Source organism: Polyangium spumosum (assembly GCF_009649845.1).
In the GTDB taxonomy this organism is placed as follows: Bacteria; Myxococcota_A; Polyangia; order Polyangiales; family Polyangiaceae; genus Polyangium; species Polyangium spumosum.
Genome location: NZ_WJIE01000011.1, coordinates 1 through 22646 on the forward strand (window position 1 = coordinate 1; position 22646 = coordinate 22646).

Consider the following 22646-nt stretch of genomic DNA (forward strand, 5'->3'; position numbering starts at 1 on the left):
CCGCCGCCCCGGGCCTCTCGTCCCCATCCTGCACCGCCCCCACCACATACTTCACATACGCCTCGATCCCCCGCATGAACGTCTTCAAATCCTCCTCACCCCGCGACAACCTCGCCAGCCGCGCCTCCCATTCCCCGGTCATCGCCGCGCTCTTCACGTGCGGATGAACCGACTCCACCAGCAGGATCCCCTTCTCCGTCGCCGCCAGACTCTTCCCCTGCCGGATTACGTATTCCCGCTTGATCAACGTCTCGATGATCGCCGCGCGTGTCGCTGGCGTCCCGAGCCCCGTGTCCTTCATCGCGTCCGACAGCTCTTTCTCCTCGACCGTTTTTCCGGCCGTCTCCATCGCCGTCAAGAGCGTCGCCTCCGTCAACCGGCTCGGCGGCTTCGTCGTCTTTTTTTCTGCTTTTGCTCCCACGACCCGCGCGGCTCTTCCTTCCGCGAGCCCCCGCGGCAGCTTTTGCGCCTCTGCCTCCTCCTCGGCCCCGTCCGCCTCGCTCTTTTTTCGTTTCTTTGGGCCTTCTTTCGTGCCTCCTCCCCCGAGGTCCAGCACCTTCCAGCCCGTTTGCTCGACGACCGTCCCTGCCGATCGGAATCGATCCACCGCGCGCTCACCGCCTTCGCTCGACGTCACCTCCGTGATCACCGTCGTCGTTCGTTCGATCAGATCGTCGTGCCACGCGCAGAGCAGCCTCCGGCAGATCAGGTCGTAAAGCTTCTGCTCCTCCGTGGAGAGCGACGCGCGGCTCGTCGGGGTCGTCGTTGGCACGATCGCGTGGTGGTCGGTCACCTTCGTGTCGTCCACGAACCGCCGCCCGAGTGGCCTTTGCCCCGTCCCCTGGGCCAGGAGCCCCTGGTAGTTCCCCTCGATCGCCTTCACCACCGAAGGCAGCGTCTGCGCCACGTCCGTCGACAGGTGCCGGCTGTCCGTGCGTGGGTAGCTGATCAGCTTGTGCCGCTCGTAGAGCGTTTGCGCGAGGTCCAGCGTCCGCTTTGCGCTCCAGCCGAACAGCCGGTTCGCGTGCCGCTGCAGCTCCGTCAGATCGTACAGAAGGGGCGGCGGGATCCGGCGCGTCTCCGCCGACACCTTCGTGATCTCGGCCTTGCCCCCGAGCACCCGCCGCGTGATGTTCCCGGCTTCTTCCCCGTCCGGCGGCAGCCGCCTTGGTTTTGCCGGGCCGCCTCGTTTTTCCGGGACATCCAGCAGGATCCCCTCGTACCGCCCCTCCGGCCCCTCCGCTGCGCCTTCGGGCGAGAACGTCGCTCGCACCTCCAGGTAGTCTTCTGGCACGAACGATCGGATCGCTTGTTCTCGCTCGACCACCATCGAGAGCGTCGGCGTCTGCACCCGACCCACCGAAAAATCCTCACCGTGCGACAGCGAGTACGCGCGTGACAGGTTCATCCCTACGAGCCAGTCGGCTCGGCTCCGGCCTCGCGCGGCGTTGGCGAGCGCGTCGTAGTCTCGCGCGTCGCGCAGCTTCTGGAAGCCGGCGCGGATCGCGTCCGGCGTGAGCGACGAGATCCAGAGCCGCCGCACCGGCTTCTTGCAGCCTGCGGCGTCGTAGATGTAGCGGAAGATCAGCTCCCCTTCGCGCCCTGCGTCCGTCGCGCAGACCACCCACTCCACGTCCTTGCGGTGCAGGATGGCCTTGACCACGTCGAACTGCTTGCGCGTCTCCTGCAGCACCTTGAGCGGCCAGGTCGGCGGCAGCATCGGCAGCGTCCGCAGGTCCCAGCGCTTCCAGGCCGGGTCCATCTGGTGCGGCTCTGCCAGGGCCACGAGGTGCCCGATCGCCCAGGTGACCACGTAACCTGCGCCTTCGAGCGCCCCTTCGCCCTTGTGGGTCGCGCCGAGCACGGAGGCGATGTCCCTGGCCACGGACGGCTTTTCGGCGACGACGGCGATGGTCATGGGCGAACGCCCCCGGCTCGGGGGCGGCGCATCATGACAAAGGGGGCGGGGATGGGCAATCCATGTCGCGTACGTGAAATTCATGCGCGACATGTCCGTGTTCGTACACACCGATCCGGCGTGACCTCTGGCTGGCGTCAGCAATAGCTCGACGTTTTGGACGATGGACCCGCGTCGCCGACGGGTATATCGTGCGTCCTCGCTCGGGGTGCGCCGAAAGGCGCAGCTTTGGGGGCGCAGCCCGGCTCGTCCGGCGCGCAGCCATCCACATTGAAAGGGGCTTCGATGAGCAGCATTGGCATCGTGGGAGCCGGGATCGCGGGGTTGCAGCTCGGGCTGTACCTCCGCAGCCGCGGTATTTCCTGTACCCTTTACACCGATCGATCGGGCGACGAGATCCGATCCTCGCGCCTCCCGAGCACCGCGGCGCTGCTCGGCTCCACGCGCGCCCGGGATCGCGAGCTCGGCATCCGCCATTGGGATGACGCCGCGTTTGGTTGTTTTCACGTCGATGTACGTGTCAAGGGATTGCCGGAGCTCTCCCTGCGGGGCCGGGTCGATCCTCCCGCGCTTTTCATCGACATGCGGCTCTACCTCCCGCGCCTGCTCGAGGATTTCGAGGCGCGCGGCGGCCCCGTGGTCCGTTCGGGGGCCCTCGGCCCTGCGGAGGTCGCGCGCCTCGGCGACGTGCACGACCTGGTCGTCGTGGCGACCGGCCGCGGCGAGCTCGGGGCCATGTTCCCGCGTGATCTCGACCGATCGCCCTGGCTCGAGCCCCAGCGCCGGCTCTTCGCGGGCCTCTTTCGGGGCATCAACTTCCCGGACGAGCTCGGTCTCCTGTTCCAGATCATCCCTGGGCAGGGGGAAATTTTCGAGAGCCAGCTCCTCACGGCGGACGGCCCCGTCAGTTGCCTCCTGTTCGAGGCCATCCCCGAGAGCTCGCTCGACGCCGTCACGCGTGTCCCTTGCGACGACGATCCGGGCGTCGTCGAGGGCCTCGTGCTCGATTTGCTGGAGGCGCATGCGCCCACGGTCCATGCCCGCGTCGATCGTTCGTCCTTCCAGCTCACGGGCGCCCTCGATTGGATGCAGGCCGCGATCGTGCCCACGGCGCGGCGCGCGTATGTCGCGCTCGGCGAGGGCCGCTTCGCCGTCGCGGTGGGCGATACCTTCGCGACGCACGATCCCGTGCTCTGGCAGGGCGCGAACGCGGCCTCGCGCGGGGCGCGGGCGCTCGGCGAGGCGATCGTGCAGGCGCTCGCCGAAGGGCGCCCCCTCGATCACGCGTTCTGCGCGGGCGTGGACGAGCGCCTCTGGTCGCTCGTCGGCCCCTCGATGCAGTGGACGAACGCCTTCCTCTCCCCGCCGCCGCCCCACGCGATGGCCATCTTCTGCGCGGCGTCGCGGGATCAGGGCATCGCGGACGCGTTCGCCTCGAACTTCGACGATCCTGCCTTGCAATGGCGCATCTTCCGCGGCCCCGAGGGCGCCTCTGCCTTCCTCGAGGGCTTCCGCGGGGCCCGGCCCTCGCGCGCCCGCGGCGCGACCTCGCAGGCGCCTGCTTCTGCCTAGCCTGCCCGTATGTGGTAGGCTGCGCGCCCCATGCGGCGCCGCCTCGAACGAGTCCTCCTGCTCCTCGGGCTGCTCGCCTTGCCGCTCGTGCTCCTGCGCATGCCGGCCGTGCGCGCCGCGCTCGCCTCGCTCGTCGGGTACATGCGCGAGGCGAGCGTCCTGGGCGCGCTCTTGTTCCTGGGCGTCGAGGTCCTCGCCCTCGCGATCACCACGCCCCTCTGGGTGATGTCGGGCCTCGCGGGCTACGCGTATGGCTTCGGCAAGGGGCTCGCGATCGCGTGGCCGGGCGTCACCCTGGGCGTCTGCGCGTGTTTCCTCTTCGGCCGCGCCTCGCTCGGCAAGCTCCTCTCGTCGCGCGCGGGCGAGTCCCATTTCTGGCGCGCCGTCGAGCGCGCCGTCCGCGCCGACGGCTTCAAGATCACCTTCCTCCTGCGCGTATGCTTCGCCCTGCCGCAGAACCTCGGCACGTACATGCTCTCGGCCACGCCGCTCTCCCTGCGTGATTTCGCGGCTGGCTCCTTCCTCGGCCTCTTGCCGGCCACCCTCTTTCACGTCTACGTCGGCGCGAGCGTCGACGACGTCGCCAAGCTCCTCTCCGGCGAGGCCAAGGCGCCCGGGGCGCTCGGCGTATGGACGCTCGTCCTCGGGTTCGTCGTGACGCTCGGCGCGCTCGTCGTCACCTCGCGGATCGCGCGCCGCTCCCTCGACAAGGCGCTCGCCGCGAACGCGAAGGCCATGGAGCCCTGATGGCGGCCCGGAAAAACACCTTCGACGACAAACTCTCTCGAATTCGCGCGCTCGCCCGCGCCGAGCCTCCCGCGGCCGCCGCGCCCGAGCTCGCGCGGCTCCTCGCCGATCCCAGCGCGTTCCTCGTGGGCGAGGCGGCCAAGGTCGTCGTCGATCTGGAGCTCCGCGCCCTCGTCCCCGACCTCGTCGCGGCCTTCGAGAGGCTGCTCTCCTCGCCGGCGACCGCCGATCGCGGCTGCCACGCGAAGACGAAGCTCCTCGAGGCGCTCGTCACGCTCGAAGCGGACGTGTGGGACACATATCGAAAGGGCCTGCGGTACGTGCAGATGGAGCTGACCGTGCCGCCGGCCGTCGATACGGCGGGGCTCGTGCGGGGCCTCTCGGCGCATGCGCTCGTCCGGACGAACTTCCCGCGGGCTGCCCTCGAAATCGCGCCCCTGCTCTTCGATGAAATGCCCGAGGCCCGCGCCGCCGCGGCGGACGCGCTGCGGGACACCTGCGAGGTCGTCTGCGCGGCCGTGCTCCACGCGCGGGTCCTCGTGGGGGAGGGCGAGCCCGACGTGCTCGCCGCTTGTTATCGCGGAATGCTCGCGCTCGAGCCGCGCCACTATTTGCCCATCGTCGCCGCCGCGCTCGAGGCGGGGAGCGAGGCGGCGGCGCTCGCGCTCGGCGAGTCGCGCTTGCCGGGGGCGCTCTCGGCGCTGAAGGAGGCCCTCCGGACCGCGGGCCCCGCGATGGAGAAGAGCATCCTCCTCGGCGTGACCCTGCTCCGCACCGACGAGGCCCTCGCCTATTTGATGGAGCTCCTCGCCGAGGCGCCCGAGCCCCGCGCGGTCGAGGCGATCCAGGCCCTCTCGCTCCACCGGCACGACACGCGGATCGCCTCGCGCGTCGCCGAGATCGTCTCCGCCCGCAAATCGCGAAAAATCGCGCGCGCCTTCGCCGATCGGTTTGGCCCGAAGGAAGAGTGATTCGTGATCGTGCCCGTGATCCGCACGCTGGGTCACGGCGCCGCGTATCATCCTTCGCTCCATGGCATCGAGGTGCAAAGCCTCGTTTGCATGGCGGCGTTTTTGCGACGGGAAAGTGACGAAATCGTGGACATCCGGGCGCGCGTGGTTTTATCTTTCGACTTCGCCCATGACGTCCGTCGCTTGCCGCAGCCATCGCCGTTCGTTCCGGGGGGGCAACGTGTTCTGGGAGGAGTGGGCTCCGCACGGAGGGAGCGCCCACGAGCGCCAGAGGCCCGCCGTCCTCGTGCACGGCCTCGCGGATACCTGCCGGACCTGGAACAAGATCGCCCCGGCGCTCGCGCGGGATCGGCGGCTTTATGCCCTCGATCTGCCTGGGCACGGGCAGTCGTGCCGCTACGACGCCTCGTACGACGTCTCCTGGTACGCGGGCCTCGTCGTCGAATGGATTCGTTCGCTCGGGCTCTCGGATTTCGACATCATCGGCCATTCCCTCGGCGGCGGCATTGCGATGCGCGTGCTGCTCGAGCAGCCGGGGCGCGTGCATCGCCTGGCGCTCGTCGCCGCGGGGGGGCTCGGCCTCGAGGTCGCCGCGCCTCTGCGCCTCGCCTCCTCGGCGGGCCTGCTCGACCTCGCGGCGCCCGCGCTCATGGGGATCGGCACGAACGCCGGGGTGCGCGTGCTCGGGGGCAATTTTGATGAAATGGAGCGCAAGCACCTCGTCGAGATGAACGCCCGCCCGGGCACGGCGCGCGCGCTCTTCCGGACGCTCCGCCAGGCCGTCGATCTGAAGGGGCAACGCGAGCACCTGCTCGACCACGCCCACCGGCTACGCGAGCTCCCGCCGCTCGCGGTGTACTGGGGCGATAAAGATCCGGTGATCCCCGTGCGGCACGCGGAGCGCGTGCACCATTACCTCGACGGCGCCGTCGTGCGGCGGTTCCCGAACGTCGGCCATTACCCGCACCGCGAGGCCGTGCCCGAGATCCTGTCCGAGCTCTTCCGGTTCCTCGACGAACCGCAAGCGCCGCCGCGCGTGCGGCCCGGCGCGCGTCCTCCGCGCGCGCCCGAGGACGCGCGCCCGTCGCTCTGGCGCAGGCTCGCGGGGGCGAGGCTCGCCGAGGTCGAGTGACGCGGCTCGACTATCGATCCGCGATCGCGTCGTAGCCCTCGGCCGAAAACTGAATCAGGCAGAGCCCGTGCCCGAAGGGATCGGAGAGCATCACGATCCGGCCCCAGGCGTTCTCGGCGACGTCTCCCTCTCGAAGGGCCCCCGCGGCCTCGGCCCGCGCGAGCGCCGCGTCGAGGTCGTCCACCACGAAATCGAGGTGGACCGGCGTCCAGTGGCGGGCATAGGACCGAGGCGAGGTCGAGCCGGGGAAGGGGAGGTGATCCGCCGGCTTCACGAGCAGAAAGATCGCGGCGTTCGCGCCGAGGAGCTCCACGCCGGCGCCGCCGAAGCGGCGGCCGATCCGGAGGTCGAAGGCGCCGGTGTAGAATCGGATCGCGCGGTCGAGGTCATCGACGTCGATGTTGACGAGCAGGTTTGTCATCGGGCTTCATGGGAGCACGTCTCGGCGCTGCTCTCCAAGCCACGAGAGCCCCGCGTTGTAGATCACGTCGTGCCCGCCCAGAAAAACCACCACCGTCGCGCGTTCGCTCGTGCGTTCGAAGACCACCTTCGCCTTCGCCGCGTCGTAGAGCGGGCGCGGGTCGGGGATGCCGAGGGCCTCGGGGATGCTCCGCGTCTTCTTGATGCGCACGATGGCGCCCTCCGGGACCCGATCCTCGGGCGCGGCGAGGTCGTTGAAGGCGCGTAATGCGTGGTCCGGGGGGACGAGCTGGTCCCAGATCCCCACGCCGAGATACACGTTCACGCGTCCCCGCGCGCCTCTCAGGTGCGAGCGTGGGCTCCGCCGCCGGCACTCCTCCTCCGCGGGCGTGCCCGGCCGAGGCGCGCCGCCGCACGCCGCGGCGACCTCGTGCGCGTAATGGCGATCGGGCATGTTCGAGCGGAGATGGCCGTACCAGTCCACGAGGTCGTAAATGGGCACCCAGGAGACGACACCCGCCCAGATCTCCGGGTGCCGGCCCGCGAGCACGAGCGACGTCATCGCGCTGCCCGAGTAACCGACGAGGTAGATGCGCGACGTGTCGATCCTGGCGCGCCGCCTGGCATAGGCCACGGCGTCGAGGACGTCCCCGAGCGCGAGCTCGGAGGCCACCGAATGGGGCGTCCGGTAGGGGCCGCGGTGATCGGGGTGGATCATCACCCAGCCATTACGCTCCGCGAAGATCCCGTACGGGATCCCGATGTTCTGCAGGTAGTTCTCGCTCCAGCTATGGAGCGCCACGAGCAGCGGCCGGGGCTCGTCCCGGCCCGGATCGTAAAAGAGGGCGCGTTGCCTGGTCCCGTCGAGGGACGAGGTGATCTCGACCTCCTCGATGCGCGGCACGCGGGAGCGCCACACCAAAAAATCCTGCGCGCCGAACGGGAACGGACCGCCGGTCGCGCGTGGAAACTCCGGAATCAAGGAGAGCCGCTCGACCGCTCGTTCGGCCGGCGAGGGCAATGGCTCTGGCGCCGGCGTAGGCGCAGGTGGGCGGGTCTCCGCGTGAGCCGTGGGCGTCTCCCGACACCCCGAGAGGGGGATCCCCGCGAGCAGCACGAGCATGGAAACGATGGGGCTACGCATTTCGCTCCACCCCGAATCGAAGAGCAATCGCCGTGCCGCCATTTCGATCCGAACGTGCACGGGCGGGCGGGCGCGGCGACGCGCATTTCCGTGCGAATGCATGGCCCTGGCCGGGTGATGCCGCTATACCTGCCCGCTTCGAGAGACGAACGCATGTATCGTATCCAGAATCGTGTTGGGATCCTTGCTCTGGCGGCGCTCGTTGCGCTCTTTTTGATCACACAGGGCCCTCCGGCGCGCGCCGAGGGTTTGAAGCGCGTGGAGCCCGCGTTCACGCTCGCCTCCCGATTTCCAGGCGGCGAGGGCGCTTCGGGGCTCGGGGCCTGGAAGCAGCGCGTGCCCGGGGTCGAGCCCGTGACGATACAATCGTCGGCCGACGGCGCCGCGCAGCGCGCGATGTTTTACGACTCCGGCTCGCCGGGGAAGCGGCCTCTGATCGTGGTCTTGCATAGCTGGAGCACCGACTGGCGGCAGAACATCGGCATCCCGTATGCCATGTTCGCGAGGCAAAACGACTGGGTCTTCGTGCACCCCGATTTCCGCGGACCGTACCTCCGGCCCGAGGCCGCCGCCTCGGACCTCGCCGTGCAGGACATCCTCGACGCCGTCGCGTACGCGAAGCAGCGCGGCCACGTGGACGAGACGCGTATCTATCTCGCGGGCTTCTCCGGCGGCGGGATGACCGCGCTCGCGATGGCGGGCCGGCACCCGGAGGTCTGGGCGGGCGTCGTGGCCTGGGCGCCCGTGTACGACATCCCCGATTGGTACGTGTACAACAAGAAACACGCGCCGAAGCGGCATTATGCGCGCTTCATCGAGGGCGTGTGCCGCGGCGCGCCGAAGCCCGGCACGAAGGCGTTCGAGGCGTGCAAGCGCCGCAGCCCGAGCGCGCTCGCCGCGCGGGCCAAGCAGGCCGGCGTGCCCGTCTACGTCGCCACCGGCATCCGGGACGACGTCGTGCCCCCGCAGCACTCGATCTCCGCATTCAACGACCTCGCCGATCCGGCCGATCGGGTGGCCGACGACGTGCTCCCGAAGCTCCGCTCCCAGAAGGCCACGCGGCGCGTATCGGCGACCTCCGCCGACGATCTTTATCAGCGCGCCGGCGCCCCGGCGTACCTCACGCGCACCTCGGGCAACGCCACGCTCGTGCTCTTCGAGGGCGGGCACGACGTCGTCTTCGAAGCGGGCCTCGCCTGGCTGCGCGACAGGCGCAGGACGACGTCGAAAAACCCGTGAGTGTCGGTCCCACGGGTGGATTGTCGTTGTGGTGAGGCGGGAGAGCCTGTAGGAAAGGGGCTTCCGGGCGACGCGGGCGACGCGTAGGCCCGCTGGAGGTTCCTCTACATGGTTCATTCTCGCCTCGGTTTTGCCTCGGTCCTCGGATGGGTCCTCGTGTGCGCGGCCATCGCTGCTTGCGGTGACGAAAACAGCGGCAGCGGCGGCTCGGGGGGCAATGCGGGCACGGGCGGCACGGGCGGCACCGGCGGCACCGGCGGCATGGGCGGCACGGGCGGCATGGGCGGCGCTGGCGGAATGGGCGGCGCTGGCGGCGCGGGGATGGACCTCGTGATGACCGATGCCGACTTCGATTGTATCCTCGATTGGCAGAAGGTCCGCTCCTTCCGCGTCACGAACAAGCTCGGCAACCTCGACGCGACGCTCGCTGCCGCGAACGACCCCGGCATGTCCGATTACCCCGTGGGGACCGTGATCCAGCTCGTCCCGACGGAGGCGATGGTCAAGCGCGCGCCGGGCTTCTCCGCGACGTCCAGCGACTGGGAGTTTTTCTTCCTGGAGGTCTCGGACATGGGCACGAAGATCGTGCAGCGCGGCGTGACCGACGTCGTGAACCAGTTCGGCGGCAATTGCCTCGATTGCCACGCGAAGGCCCTGCCCGAGTACGATTTCGTCTGCGAGAAGGGCCACGGCTGTGATCCGCTGCCCATCGGCGACGACGTCATCCAGATGGCGCAGAACGGAGACCCGCGCTGCACGATGCCGTGAGGCCGGCGCCGTTCCTCCAGGCTCCGCAGGACGGCCTGTTTTTTTCGGATGCGCAAGGGCCCGCCGTCCGCTAAGTAGGCGCCCCGCATGATCCGGCTCGACTCCATTGGCAAGCGCCACGGCAAGCAGATCCTCTTCGTCGAGGCCTCTGCCGCCGTCAACCGCGGCGAGAAGATTGGCCTCGTCGGCCCGAACGGCTCGGGCAAGACCACGCTCTTCCGGATGATCACCCGCGAGGAGCAGCCGGACGAGGGGCAGATCGCCATCGATCGTGGCGCCACGGTCGGGTATTTCCGGCAAGACGTCGGCGAGATGAAGGGCAAGAGCATCGTCGCCGAGACGATGGATGGCGTCGGCCCCGTCTCCGACATCGCGGCCGAGCTCGCCGAGCTCGAGGCGGCGCTCGCGGATCCGGACCGCGTGGACGAGATGGAGGAGCTGCTCGAGCGATACGGGCAAGCCCAGGCGAAATGGAGCGAGCTCGACGGTTATGCGCTCGACGCGCGGGCGCGCGAGATCCTCGCGGGCCTCGGCTTCTCGAACGAGCTCATGGACAAGGACGTCGGTACGCTCTCCGGCGGCTGGAAGATGCGCGTGGCCCTCGCGAAGATCCTCCTGCTCCGGCCCGACGTGCTCCTGCTCGACGAGCCGACGAACCACCTCGACATCGAGTCGATCATCTGGCTCGAGGGGTTCTTGAAGTCGTACGAGGGCGCGCTCGTCATCACCGCCCACGATCGCGCCTTCATGAACCGGATCTGCACGAAGATCCTGGAGATCGACGGCGGCGATCTGACGACGTTCACGGGCAATTACGATTTTTACGAGCGGCAGCGGCAGATCGCGGCCGAGCAGGCCGAGGCGCAATACGAGCGCCAGCAGGCGATGCTCGCCAAGGAGATGCGGTTCATCGAGCGGTTCAAGACCCACGCGGCCAAGGCGGCGCAGGTCCAGAGCCGGGTGAAGAAGCTCGACAAGATCGAGAAGATGGAGCCGCCGAAGAAGAGCAAGCGGCCGCCGATGTTCGATTTCCGGGCGCCGCCGCGCTCGGGCGAGGACGTCGCCAAGCTCGAGGGCGTGGTGAAGCGGTACGGGAGCCGCACGGTGTACGACGGGCTCGATTTCCTGGTCCGGCGGCGCGAGCGGTGGTGCGTGATGGGCGTGAACGGCGCGGGCAAATCCACGCTGCTCAAGATCATCGCGGGCGAGCTCTCGCCGGACGTGGGGGGCGCGTCGCTCGGCGCGAGCGTGAAGCTCGGGTATTTCGCGCAGCACGCGATGGACGTGCTCGACCCGACGCTCACGGTCATCGGCACCCTCATCCATTCGTTCCCCGAGGCCTCCCTCGGCACGCTGCGCACGCTGGCCGGCTGCTTCGGCTTCTCGGGCGACGACGTGGAGAAATCCGTGCGTGTGCTCTCCGGCGGGGAGAAGGCGCGGCTCGTCCTCGCGCGGATGCTCTACGATCCGCCGAATTTCCTCGTCCTCGACGAGCCGACGAACCACCTCGACATCACCACGAAGGAGATGCTGGTGGAGGCGCTCTCGAATTTCGAGGGCACGATGCTCTTCGTCTCCCACGACCGCCATTTCCTCGCGGCGCTCTCGAACCGCGTGCTCGAATTGACGCCGGAGGGCGTGCACAAGTACGGCGGCGGGTACCTCGAATACGTGGCCACGAGCGGGCACGAGGCGCCGGGGCTCCGGCGGTAGCGGGCCCTTTCTCCCACGATGCCGACGCACGATATCGTCATCGTCGAGGACGACGAGGCCCTGCGGGGCTGGGTCGACGTCGTCGACGCCGCCGACGTCTGGGGTGTCCCCTCGTTCGAGGATGCTCGGTATCTGCGCGGCCTTCACCCGGGCCGCGTGGATTGGGTATTGCAGTATGACGGGCGGCCCGTGGGCGCGGCCTTCGTTCGACCCGCCGGCGGCGGGAGCGCAGGGCCGTGCGGCGTCGCGGGCGTGTGGGTGATTCCCGCGTTTCGTCGCCGGGGCCTGGGCTCGATCCTGCACCACGCGCTCTCGGAGCACGCGCGGCGGCTCGGGTTGCGCGAGCTGCAGATCGAGGCCCACGAGAGCCAGCGCGACGCCCGCGCCTACCTCGAGCGGCGTGGTTACGAGGAGATCGGCCGTGAGGTCGAGCTCGTGCTCGAGCTCGATGCGGTGCCGATGCCCGAGGTGAATCCTCCGGCCGGGATCACGCTCGTGACCCGGGCCGAGCGGCCGGACCTCTTGCACGGCATGTACGAGGTCGCGCGGGAGGCCATTCCCGACATCCCCGTGGACGAGGCGGACGAGGTGGGCTCCTTCGAGGCGTGGCTCGCCACGGACATGGACCGACCCATCCATACCCACGATTTCACGTTCATTGCCCTGGAAGGCGCCGAGGTGGTCGGGTATGCGGTGCTCCAGCGGGGCCGCGGCGGCGTCGCATTCCACAGCCTCACGGGTGTGCGGCGGGCGTGGCGCGGGCGAGGCATCGCGAGCTCGCTCAAACGCGCGCAGGTGGCGGCCGCGAAGCGATCCGGCTTCCGGCGCCTGGTGACGGAGAACGCCGAGGGGAACGACCCGATCCGGCACCTCAACGACGCCATGGGGTACAGGCCCGTCATGAGCACGATTGTCTTCCGCGGGCCGCTCCTCGGGGGCTGCTAGGGCCTGGGCGGCGAGAGCGCGAGATAGACCGTGCTCCAGAGCTGGAGCGCATTCGATTCATCCACGTGGCCCCGCGCCTGACCAAACGGGACGAGCCTGACCTCGCCGCCCGCGGGCTCCCAGCTCCACAGCTCCTCGGCGCGCCGCGCGCGGACGGCCTCGATACCCTCCCATGACGCGCGCTCGGCCGCCCGGAGCATTTCGCGTGTCCTCGTCGGGAGGCCCTCGCGCGCGAGCTGTCGGGACAGACCCGCGACCATGGCGGCTTGTTGCCATGACCAGACCACGGTCCCGTGGTAATCGGCCCGCGTGAACATCGCGGCGAGGGCAGGATCACCCGCGTACGCTGGATTCGCGACCAGCATGCCGACGTCCGTGCGGAGCCCGGCGGGGAACGGCCGCAAGAGCTCGCGGGCCACGATTTCGAGCAGCTCGGGCGAGGGCTCGTCGAAGAGCAGGACGAACGCCGTGTCCGAATGCATCACCGGGATCGGTCGGCCTGCGTCGTCGAGCGCGAGGGCAAGCAAGGGGATCGGGCCTTCGATCGACGCCACCGCACGAGCGCCGTCGAGGCCGAGCGCGGCGGCGTATTCGTTGACGCGCGCGCGCGCGACTTCTTCCGGGATCTCCAATCTGAAATAACGCTCGGCCCCTCTCCAGGCCTGGGCGAGGGCGCGCGCCTCGTCGGCCGCGGCGGGGTCCGGGCCGAGGAGATCACTCGCGAAGAGGCGCGCCGCCGCGCGCAGGGCGGCCGGGACGAGGGCCACGTTGACGTCGAACGGGATACGCCCGCCGCCGAGCCCCTGATTCGAATCGCGCCAGTTGCCCACCGAGAGGCCCGGCCCGAGCGCGATCAACGTCTCCGGGCCCGGGCGGGCCGCGAACGGGGCCGCGCGCGCGAGGACCCGCGCGAGGTTTTGCCGGAGCGCGTCGCGATAAAACCCGCCCGCAGGCGTCTCGCGGGCGAGGAACGCCTGCGCGCGCGCGCGCCCCGCGGGTGTATCGAGCAAGTAAACGGCGGCCAGGGGCGCGAGGAGGAAGTCGTCGTCGATCATCTTGTAGTCGAGGACGGGCGCGCGTAGATCCGCGGGCCGCGGGCCCGCCATCGATTGGAGCCACACCGCATATTCGCCGATCGCCTCCTCGTGCGCGACGTCGCCGTCCGGGGCGAGCCGATCGAGCACCGAGCCGAGGCCCGCCTCGATGGCAGCGGGCTCGAGGGCGGGCAGGAGCATCTGCAGCGCGAGCAACGTGTCGCGCCCGAAATACGTCAAGAAGCGCCAGGAGCCGGCGAGGAATTTCTCTCGATAGGTGAGGAAGGCGAGGGCCCGGCGCGCCACGGGGTCATCCGCCGCATTCTCATGGACGATCGATTCGACCGGAAACGGCGTGAGCGGCGGTTCGTCGAGGAGCGCCGTGACGACGAACCGCACCTCGCCGCCGGGTCCGGCGGAGAGGACGACATCGTCGTCTTCGAGCGTGACGGTGGTCCCCTCCGAGGGCTCGACGCGAAGCTCGATGTGGTGGCCGTCGAGCATGGTGCGGCGCAAGGCGAGGGGCGGCCCGGGGTCGAGCGTGTGCGCGAGCGAGGGAGCGCCGGGGCCAAGGCCGCTCCCCATGGCGTCGCGCAAGAACCGGATGCCGCCCAGCAAGGCGTGGCGGACGCGCAAGGCGGGCGCGCGGGCGGCGAGGCGCGCCGTCACGCCACGTTTACCCTCGGGCTCCTCGACGCCTTCGAGCGTGGCGAGCGGCGCGAGGCCAAAGGCCACAGGCTCCTCGAGGGGCGCGAAATCGACGACGAGGCCGGCGTTGCCCGCGGGGAAAGCCACGAGCAGGCGCGGGGCAGGGCCGGAGGTCGTGAGGAGGTGCGCCGCGATCGGGCCGCGGCGATAAAAATGATTGGTGATGGATCCAGACATGATGTCGAAGCGCAGAAGCTCGGGGGCAGGGGAGGGCGCGTCGCGCGCTTTTGGCGTGACGTCCGCGCCGTGTCCTGCATAGCCGCTGCCCGTGCAGGCGGCGAGCGCCAAGAGCACGCCGCCTATGCGACGGAATCCATGAAATCGTGGAAGGTTCGACGTGGACGGCGCGCGCATGATCTCCCCCACGCCGCGAGAATGCAAGGAGGGCGCCCGGTCGCGCGTGAAAGCGATTACACGAGCTCTGCGATCGCGTCGATTTCTTCTCGCAGCGCCGTCACGAACGCGTCGAGCGCGCTCTCCTCGATATCGAGCCTCGGCTGCAGCCGGAGCGTGCTCCAGCGGTGCCCGCAGACGAAGCAGTAGTAGCCCCGCTTGTACATGCGGTGACAGACGAGCAGGCCGATCGGGGAGAACCCGTGGAGCTCGTCGATGCCGAAATGCTCGAACGAGAGCCAGGGGTGGTCGACCGCGAGGAGCTCCACGCCCGCGATGAGCCCCGCGCCGCGCACCTCCACGACGAGCGGGCAGCCCGAGAGCCCGCGCCGGAGCGCCGCCTGGAAATGATCACCACGCGCCCCGGCCACGGCGAAGACCTCGGGCGTGAGCAGATCCAGCATCGAGAGCGCCGCCACGCAGGACATCGCATTGCCGCCGAACGTCACGTTGTGCGCCTCCGCCGTGGCCATGTCCTTGCCATAAGCCCGCAGGAACGTCTCCTTCCGCGTGAGCATGGCCGAGCAGGGCAAGAGGCCCCCGCCGAGCGCCTTCGCCAGCACGACCACGTCCGGGCGGCGTGGCCAGGTCGAGGTCCCGAGGAATCGCCCGAGCCGGCCGAGGCCCGTCTGCACCTCGTCCGCCACGAGCAACACGCCGTGTTTCTCGGTGAGCTCGCAGAGCGCCGCAATGTAGGACTCGGACAAAGGGAACACCCCTCCTTCGAGCTGGATCGGCTCCACGATGATCGCGGCCACGTCCCCGGGCGTGAGCGCGCGCGCGAGCGCGTCGACGTCCTCGCGCGGGACGGGCGAGACCCCGGGGAGGTGGGGCGCGAAGGGGTCGCGGAACATGCCCGGGTTCATGAGCGCGCAGCTCCCCATCGTGGTGCCGTGATACGCGCCGACGAGCGAGAGCAAGCGCGGGCGGCCCGTGGCGGCGCGCGCGAGCTTCATCGCCGCCTCCACCACGTCGCTGCCCGACATCCCGAAGAAGGCGTTGTCGTAACCCGTCCGCTCGAAGAGCGCGCGCCCGAGCCGCCCCGCATAAGGATTGACCCGCGACGGATACCAGGACGGCGCGTCGGTCGCGAGATAATCACGCAGCGCGTCCGCCACGGCCGAGGCGCGGTGCCCGAGTGATTGCGTGCCGTGCAGATCCTCGATGAGCCGGCCGTCCGGGAGGAGGAGCCGCCCGCCCCGCGTCCCCGCGATTCGATGCGGCTCGCCCGTCACGAGCACCCGCGCCGCGACGAGCGGATTGACGAAATCGCGAAACTCCTCGACGCCCTTGCGCAGGATCTCGGCGTGATCGATCGGGGCCATGGCCTTGTTCACCTCGCGAGATCGAAGGGCTCGATCCCGGCTTCGCGGAGGAGGCGGCAGAGCGAGAGCAGAGGCAGCCCCACGATGGCCGACTCGTCCCCGCCCCGCACGGATTCGAAGAGGCCGATGCCGCGCTTCTCGAAGAGATACCCGCCCGCGCTGCCCACCGGGTCGTCGAGCGTGACGTATCGGTCGATCAGGGCCGGCGAGAGCGCGCGCATCGTGAGCTCCACGGTGACCGTCTCGCCGAGCATCCGGCCCCGTTCGGCCGACCAGAGCACCACGGCGGTGTGCAAGAGGTGCGTGCGCCCCGAGAGCTCTGCGAGCTGCGCGCGGCAATCGTCCGGGCTCTCGGTTTTCCGCAGGATACCGCCGTCGTATTCGGGCACCTGATCGGCGCCGATGACCCAGGCCCCGGCGCTCGCCTCGATGCTCCTCGCCTTGCCCTCGGCGAACGCGCGGGCGACGTCTCGCGGCGCGAGGCCCTCGGGCGGGTCCTCCTCGAACCGCGGGGAGCGGGCTTCATAGGGCAGGCCGAGGCGGTCGAGCAACGCGCGGCGGAAGCGGGACGTGGATGCGAGGATCAGCCGGTCCATCGCCGCGGAGCATACCCCTCGACCCGCGCGCCGCGAAGCGCGCGCGTGACGCCGTCCTGCAGCGTGCTGCACGTGACGAGCCCGCCGAAGCTCGCGTCGAGCGCGAGCAGCGTCTGCGCGACGGAGCCGCGGATGCCCGTCAGGAACACACGCGCGCCGAGCAGGGCGGCCGCGCGCGCGGCCCGCAGGATGCCGTGCGCCACGTGCGAGTCGACGTCGTCGACGCCCGTGATGTCGAGGATCGCCACGCGCGCGCCTCGCCGCGAGATCCCTTCGAGCAACGCCTCGAGCATCTGCTCGGCGCGCGCCTCGTTCAGCGCGCCCACGAGCGGCATCACGATCACGCCCTCGGCGATCGGCAAGAGCGGCGTCGAGAGCGCGCGGATCGCCTCCGCCTGCGACGCGATGATCTCCTCCTGGAGCCGCATCCGCGTCTCCTCCGCCGCGACGAGCGGGCCCTTGTCGCGCAGGAGCAAGAACCGCGCGGAGGCCCGATCCCCCGTCGCGCGCGCGTCGAACGCGGTCACGTCCGCCACGTAGACGCCTCCGTCCGCGCGCCGGAGGTGAAGCTCGCCGCGCCCGCGCCCCTCGCGATCGACCACGTCCGAGAGCCGCGCGAGCGCCTCTCCTGCGCCGTCCGCGAGGAACGAGACGAGCGGCTTGCTCGGGATCCCTTCGCCGCCGAACGTCTCCTTGAAGGCCGCGTTCGCGTAGAGCACGGCCTCGCTGCCCGCCGAGAGCGCGACCGGATCCGGCGAGGCGTCGACGAACATGCGGAAGAGCCTGTCGCCCACGGCCTCCTGCGCCGGAGCGCCGTGGAAAAACCCGTCGATCTCCGCGACGACCGCGGCGAACGCGTCCATCAACCGGAGCACGCCCTCCCGCACGCCCGGGACGCCTTGGGCGAGCGCGTCGAGCGCGACCTCGAGGTAGTCCTTCCGGATCGCCTCCACGGACGCGAGCACGAACGCGGCGCCGTTGCCCACGGTGATCTGGTTCTCGCACCAGCTCCGCGCGCGAGCGCGGAGATCGTCGAAATCGGTGGTGAGCAGGGCGCGGGCATACGCGAGCACATCCTCTCCGACCGAACCCATGAGCGCCTCCCTGGGCATGTCGGCGAGCCACGGCAGGTGCGGCCGCGCCCGCTCGATCGTGCGGTCGACGAGGGTGTCCTGCTGCGCGAGCAGCGCGTCGTGGAACGCCGCGAGGGGGTGTTCTCCCGAGGAGCGTCGGTTCTCTGCGCCCATACGCGCGCGGGGGAAGCGAAAATCGTGCGAGCGCCGGGCACGCACAGTTGCGGGCGAAGACGGCGCGCGCCTTTCGAGTCTGCGACGCGCGCGGGCGCGCCCCTTTCACTCGTGCACGGTCTTCAGACGGGCGGCATCTCCGCGCCCGCGAGATCGAGCTTGCGCCACGCGCCGCCGCGGAACCGCAGGAGGAGCACGAAGGCCATCAAGGCGATGTACCCGGTCAACCAGAAGACGACCCAGCCGATCCCGCCGCCGAGCACCCGCACCGAGACGTACGAGCCCGGCACGAAGACGAACCACGCGGCGATCCCGCGGACCCAGGCGGTGAAGGCCGTGTCGCCCGCGGCGCGCAGGGCCTCGGCGATGGTCATCACGGTCGCGTCGAAGAGCTGCCACGTGATCGAGAGCGTGAGGATCTGGGCCGCGATGTCGAGGAAGGCCTCGCGCTCGGCGCCCGGCGGCGCGAAGGGCAACATGCAGAGCCGCGCGAACGCGAGGTAGACGAGGCCCACGAAGCCCATCCAGCCGCACGTCACGAAGGCCGTGAGCTTCACCGTCTTCGGCACCTCGTCGAGCGCCTTCGCGCCGATCGATTGCCCCACGAGGATCGCCCCGGCGCTCGTCAGGCCAAACGCCGGCATGAACGCGACCTGGTTCACCTGCATCGCGGCCATGAACGCGGCGAGCGTCGTCGTGCCGAGCCCGTTGATCACGAGGTTGATGAACAAGGAGAACGCGGCGAACTCGACGAACCAGTTGAGCCCCGAAGGAAAGCCGAACCGCAGCATGCGCCCGAGCTCGGCGAGGCGCAGCTTCGCCTTGCTCTTGCGCGCGCTCGTGTGCTCGCCGTAGCCGGCGAGGAAACACCCGAGGAGCACGAGGAACGCGATCAACGTCGAGAGCGCGCTCGCGAGCGCCGCGCCGTACACGCCGAGCGCGGGCGCGCCGAGGTGCCCGAAGATGAGCACCCAGTTGAGCGCGATGTTGAGCGCCATGCAGAAGACCTGCGCGGCCATGGGCAGGCGCGTGTTGCCGAGCCCGCCGTAATAATTGCCGAGCGCCTCGAGCCCGATCGCCGCGCCGCCCGTGAAGAGGCGGCAGACGATGTACTGCGACATGAGCGCCGCCACGGCCGGCGAGTAGCCGATCGCGGCGACGGCGCGCGGCGCGAAGAGGGCCGCCACGAGGTAGAGGACCTGCGCCATCGCCGCGACCGCGAGGCCGTAAAACCCGTACCGTCGCGCGCCTGCGTGATCACCGCGGCCGTAGAGCTGCGAGGCGAAGCTCGACACGATGAAGACCACGCCCATCGGCAGGATGAAGAAGGCCATCAAGTTGAGCGCGCCCGTGGTCGTGGCGGCGAGGCCCTCCTCGCCGAGGTGCGCGACCATGGCGGCGTCGGCCACGCTGACCACGGTCTGCGCCGAGCGCGAGACGATGATCGGCCAGGCGAGATCGAGGAGCCGCCGGAGGGAGGGCGCGTGGGAGGCGGTTGCCATGAGAGGGGGCGAGGTTTGACATCGGAAGCGCAGCCGCGCCCGTGGGTCGCTCGCCTCGTGATGTACTTTGGTGCAAGAAACCGACATGCATCACGCGCCTCGCCTGGCGCTCGCCCGTCACTTGTCGGGCCGGGTCGGTTTCGGCATGGGTTTGCCCGTGAAGGGGTTGATACGTGGCTCCCGCGGCGGCGGCTCGGGGGGAAGCTCGGGCGAGCCGGGCCAGGTGATGCCCGCCTCCTGAAGGCGCCGTTGAGCGAAGAGCAGGTCCCCTGGGCCGAGCGGCTTGGGAAACAGCGTCGCGATTTCGTCGGGCGTGAACTCCGTGGGACCCTGCATCCGCCGATCGACGACCGCGTCGATGATCGCGTGAATGGGTGCGTCTCTGTTTCGGACGCGCTCCTCCCGAAACGCGGCGAAGTCCCGATTCCACCAGAGCGGCAGTTGACCGTTTTGGAGCTGGCCCCACGGGACCAGTCGGCGGACGCCAGCGGCCGTCGGCTTGTCGAAGAGCGTGCCCCCGACGCGATCGCCGTAGAGCCAGAAGCCGACGCCTGCATCCCTCTGCCCATGCTCGGGTCCCACGCCGAGCATGCCGACGGCCCTCACGAATGCCGGCTCCAGCTCGGCGGGAAGCCCTGGCACGGCCCCGCGCACATCGTCTGGCCCACCGGTCACCGCGTCGACCGACAGGCCGAGCTGCTCGATCGGACCGAACCCGAGCTCGTACGCGAGACCAACGACGCCCGCCTCGGTCCACGCTAGAACGGCGTAGGCTCCGCACCCGTCGTCGTCGAAGAAGGTGCCCCGCTGGATGTCGCCCGTCCAGTCCGAGTCCGAGCAGACCGGGTACGCCGGGCGATTCGCGAACTTTTTGAGGACGGCTTCCACGTAGGCGCGCAGCGCGGCGCGCACGATGGCATCTCGGTCGAAGACCAGGCGTCCGCGGGGATGGTTCCGTACGACCATGAGATCTCGACTAGGCCACGTGAATCTTGGCGTCAACGTGCTCGCTGCATGCGTCCGGCTGCCGCGTCAGGGCGTGTATACCGGCGCGGCGTTGAGCCGCTTCACCTCCTCCTCCGGCGGGTTTTTATTTGAAAGCCACCTGTTGAGCCCCCGCGAAATTACCGCAGCGTTCTTGTTCGAGTTCGTGCCCCACGGGCAATTGCGCTTGTCGGTCATCGGCACGACGTGGTGCACCTCCGCGACCAAGTCGGGGTGGAAGGGCGGCTTCCTATTCTTCGGATCGTGGAGGACGAGCGGCTCCTCGTACTCTACAGTCACTTTCTCACAGTTCTCGTTCATCACCGTGAAAGTCCACTTGAAGCCCGCGAGATCGGAGTGGATCTCGCCCACGCCCGCGTCGCCCTTGTGCGCGTCGCGGTTGACCTGGAGGATCCACTCCCTCTGCCTGAGGCCGTCGCCGTTCTCGCCGACCATGCCGCTGTTGCAGTAGAAGTTATTTCCGGGCCAGAGGTCTTTCAGCTCCGGCAAATTCCGGTACGGCCCACTCACCTCCGTCGGCACACCGTCGACCTCGACGAGCGGCGTCTGCCTCGGCGCGGGCTCGTAGTAGATGACGATGTGAATCGCGGGGTCCGGCCCGACCTGGCGAAAGTAGTTCTCCGTGCCGGGGATGGGCTTGCACGCCGGGTAGTTCTTGTCGTAGGCCGCCGCTCCGAAGACCTCTGGGACCAGCACGCCAGCGTCGCACGCTTCTTGCGGGGTCTCGTAGAAGCAGTTGAACGCGCCGCCCTCGGACAGGTAACAAGCGTCGCCGAACGCGGCGATGTACTGCTCGCGCAGCGCGAGGTCCATGCTCGGATTGCCCATGAGCTGGATGCGGTAGCGCATGCACGCATCTTCGATGGACATCGAGCATTCGGCCTTCGTCTCGGTCGGGATGTCGGCTGGAGTCGGGCACGATGAGAGAGACCCAGGCTCCTTCGAACCACACGCCCCCGCCATCCAAGCCCCACCCAAGCCCCACACCAGCACGCCCAGCATGACCGAGCGGCGTCTCGCCCTCGCTTGCATCATGTACCGAATCGCACGCTCATCGACGGGGCAGCAACGGAAAACCCGCCAGGGGGCTCACCGCTCCCGCCTCCGCTCCCGCGCGATTTCTCTTGCACTCTCGTTCGCTCCCCCTGTACCGTCCCCGACATGCGTTTCCTCGGACCGAAATCGACGCTCGCCGCGTTCCGCTGGGATCTCATCTATCTCTTCGCCAGCCTCAATGCCGAGGAGGAGAACCTCGAAATCAAGTCCCTCGCTCCCCTCGTGCTCGATCTCTTCCATCACCTCCAGACCGAGCGTGCCGCATTCGAGGAGGCCGAGAACATGCTCGTCGTCGCATTCGCGCTCCGGTCGAGGCGGGATCGGAAGGTCGACGCGAAGACCCTCGCGATCGGCGGCGTGGCGCGCGCGACGGACAAGGCCGTGTATGGGCGGCTCTTTCCCACGGCGAATCCGACCCAGGTGACGAAGATGGCCCTGGATCGCCAGCTCCAGGAGAACAAGCGGATCGCCAAGGAGCTCGGCGATTTGCCCGTCGATCACCCGCTCCGCGCCCCGTATGCCGTGGGGCTCGACGAGGATATCGCGGCCCTCGAGAAGGCCGACGAGAAGGTCGACGAGGCCGAGGTATCCCTCGCGCTCGCGCGGTCGAAGGTGCGACAGACGAAGCTCCACATCGACAAGCAGCGCCTCGACGTGCACGCGAAGCTGCTCCAGCTCCTCGGCGATAAGAAGGCGGCGGATTCGTTCTTCCGGCCCAGCGCGACCGCGCCCGGCGCGGCGGATACGGACGAAGAAGCGGCCCCGAAGGACGGCGCCGAAGCGTAATCGAGAGGAGAGGACGCAGGGGGCGCCTCCTCCTTTCGAGAATCAAGCTCTCCACATCCAGGAATCGCGCCCGCGCGGCGCGCGGACACGCTTCCACGAGGCCGGAGGGCCGTTTGCGTCGCGAGCAAATGCCTCTCCACGTCCCCGGAAGGGCGTTTGCGCGTGAGGCAACGCACCGCCGAGGCCGTGGAGAGGCGTTTGCGCGGCGAGCAAGTGCCTTTCCACGGATCGGGCGAGGCGATTTCCCGGCGCGCGGGTGGGGTGCCGCGGGCGTGGAGAGCCCGTTTCCCGTCGTGCGGACGCGCTGCACGGTCTGGGCGTGGGGTCGCTCACGGCGACACCCGCCGAAAACTGGCGCTGAGGGCGCTGCGGCTCGAACATGCGGCAGCAACATGTCGCATCGAGCTCGTTCTGGCGTAGGGTCC

Annotated in this window: 19 protein-coding genes; 9 read left to right on the plus strand and 10 right to left on the minus strand. The window is 69.4% G+C overall.

The genetic code is table 11. The features are described from left to right. Positions 1 to 1918: DNA topoisomerase 3 (locus tag GF068_RS30765; protein WP_240807655.1), on the minus strand; the 1918-nt coding region annotated here is incomplete at its 3' end. 285 nt (positions 1919 to 2203) lie between these two features. Between GF068_RS30765 and GF068_RS30770 the strand changes: the two genes are divergently transcribed. From GF068_RS30770 to GF068_RS30785, 4 genes are all read left to right on the plus strand, one after another. Beyond that, on the plus strand, positions 2204 to 3490 hold the full coding sequence (locus GF068_RS30770; protein WP_153823081.1) for a styrene monooxygenase/indole monooxygenase family protein: 1287 nt from the start codon (positions 2204 to 2206) through the stop codon (positions 3488 to 3490). Between the two features lie 30 nt (positions 3491 to 3520). Continuing rightward, positions 3521 to 4237, plus strand: a complete 717-nt coding sequence (locus GF068_RS30775; RefSeq protein ID WP_153823082.1) for a TVP38/TMEM64 family protein — start codon at positions 3521 to 3523, stop codon at positions 4235 to 4237. Beyond that, entirely contained in the window at positions 4237 to 5208 is a 972-nt protein-coding gene (locus GF068_RS30780; protein WP_153823083.1) for a hypothetical protein, read from the plus strand. Before GF068_RS30775 ends, GF068_RS30780 begins: the two co-directional genes overlap by 1 nt. A gap of 169 nt (positions 5209 to 5377) precedes the next feature. Beyond that, on the plus strand, positions 5378 to 6340 hold the full coding sequence (locus GF068_RS30785) for an alpha/beta fold hydrolase (protein WP_153823084.1): 963 nt from the start codon (positions 5378 to 5380) through the stop codon (positions 6338 to 6340). A gap of 10 nt (positions 6341 to 6350) precedes the next feature. Here GF068_RS30785 and GF068_RS30790 read toward each other — a convergent pair whose 3' ends face one another. Then, positions 6351 to 6761, minus strand: coding sequence for a VOC family protein (locus GF068_RS30790; RefSeq protein ID WP_153823085.1), 411 nt, complete (start codon positions 6759 to 6761; stop codon positions 6351 to 6353). A 6-nt stretch (positions 6762 to 6767) separates the two neighbouring features. Further along, positions 6768 to 7904: an alpha/beta hydrolase family protein gene (locus GF068_RS30795; protein WP_170319765.1), complete on the minus strand. Its 1137-nt coding sequence runs from the start codon at positions 7902 to 7904 to the stop codon at positions 6768 to 6770. 258 nt (positions 7905 to 8162) lie between these two features. On the opposite strand from GF068_RS30795, the gene GF068_RS43815 reads away from it, so the two are divergent. From GF068_RS43815 to GF068_RS30815, 4 genes are all read left to right on the plus strand, one after another. Further along, complete coding sequence (locus GF068_RS43815; RefSeq protein ID WP_170319766.1) at positions 8163 to 9143, plus strand: alpha/beta fold hydrolase; 981 nt, start codon at positions 8163 to 8165, stop codon at positions 9141 to 9143. 108 nt (positions 9144 to 9251) lie between these two features. Continuing rightward, positions 9252 to 9911, plus strand: a complete 660-nt coding sequence (locus GF068_RS30805) for a hypothetical protein (protein WP_153823087.1) — start codon at positions 9252 to 9254, stop codon at positions 9909 to 9911. Positions 9912 to 9998: 87 nt separating this feature from the next. Then, positions 9999 to 11624 (plus strand): ABC-F family ATP-binding cassette domain-containing protein, encoded by a 1626-nt coding sequence (locus tag GF068_RS30810; RefSeq protein WP_153823088.1) that lies wholly within the window; start codon positions 9999 to 10001, stop codon positions 11622 to 11624. Positions 11625 to 11642: 18 nt separating this feature from the next. After that, complete coding sequence (locus GF068_RS30815; RefSeq protein ID WP_153823089.1) at positions 11643 to 12569, plus strand: GNAT family N-acetyltransferase; 927 nt, start codon at positions 11643 to 11645, stop codon at positions 12567 to 12569. On the opposite strand, the gene GF068_RS30820 is transcribed toward GF068_RS30815, so the two are convergent. The 7 genes from GF068_RS30820 to GF068_RS30850 all read right to left on the minus strand — a co-directional run bounded on the left by GF068_RS30820 (position 12566) and on the right by GF068_RS30850 (position 21249). After that, positions 12566 to 14605 carry a hypothetical protein gene (locus tag GF068_RS30820; RefSeq protein WP_338046643.1) on the minus strand — a complete coding sequence of 680 codons (2040 nt, stop codon included), beginning with the start codon at positions 14603 to 14605 and terminating at the stop codon, positions 12566 to 12568. The two genes, GF068_RS30815 and GF068_RS30820, sit on opposite strands and share 4 nt — an antisense overlap. Before the next feature lie 116 nt (positions 14606 to 14721). Further along, positions 14722 to 16029 (minus strand): aspartate aminotransferase family protein, encoded by a 1308-nt coding sequence (locus tag GF068_RS30825; protein ID WP_153823090.1) that lies wholly within the window; start codon positions 16027 to 16029, stop codon positions 14722 to 14724. A gap of 8 nt (positions 16030 to 16037) precedes the next feature. Then, entirely contained in the window at positions 16038 to 16625 is a 588-nt protein-coding gene (locus GF068_RS30830) for a Maf family protein (protein WP_153823091.1), read from the minus strand. Further along, positions 16613 to 17872 (minus strand): STAS domain-containing protein, encoded by a 1260-nt coding sequence (locus GF068_RS30835; protein WP_153823092.1) that lies wholly within the window; start codon positions 17870 to 17872, stop codon positions 16613 to 16615. Before GF068_RS30835 ends, GF068_RS30830 begins: the two co-directional genes overlap by 13 nt. A 122-nt stretch (positions 17873 to 17994) precedes the next feature. Then, a complete protein-coding gene (locus GF068_RS30840) occupies positions 17995 to 19374 on the minus strand; it encodes an MATE family efflux transporter (protein WP_170319767.1) in 1380 nt (459 codons plus the stop codon). A gap of 117 nt (positions 19375 to 19491) precedes the next feature. Then, positions 19492 to 20340 (minus strand): hypothetical protein, encoded by an 849-nt coding sequence (locus GF068_RS30845; RefSeq protein WP_153823094.1) that lies wholly within the window; start codon positions 20338 to 20340, stop codon positions 19492 to 19494. Between the two features lie 66 nt (positions 20341 to 20406). Further along, positions 20407 to 21249 carry a hypothetical protein gene (locus tag GF068_RS30850; protein WP_153823095.1) on the minus strand — a complete coding sequence of 281 codons (843 nt, stop codon included), beginning with the start codon at positions 21247 to 21249 and terminating at the stop codon, positions 20407 to 20409. A gap of 291 nt (positions 21250 to 21540) precedes the next feature. Here GF068_RS30850 and GF068_RS30855 point away from each other — a divergent pair, with 291 nt between their 5' ends. Further along, positions 21541 to 22221 carry a hypothetical protein gene (locus tag GF068_RS30855; protein ID WP_153823096.1) on the plus strand — a complete coding sequence of 227 codons (681 nt, stop codon included), beginning with the start codon at positions 21541 to 21543 and terminating at the stop codon, positions 22219 to 22221. Positions 22222 to 22646 lie beyond the last annotated feature (425 nt).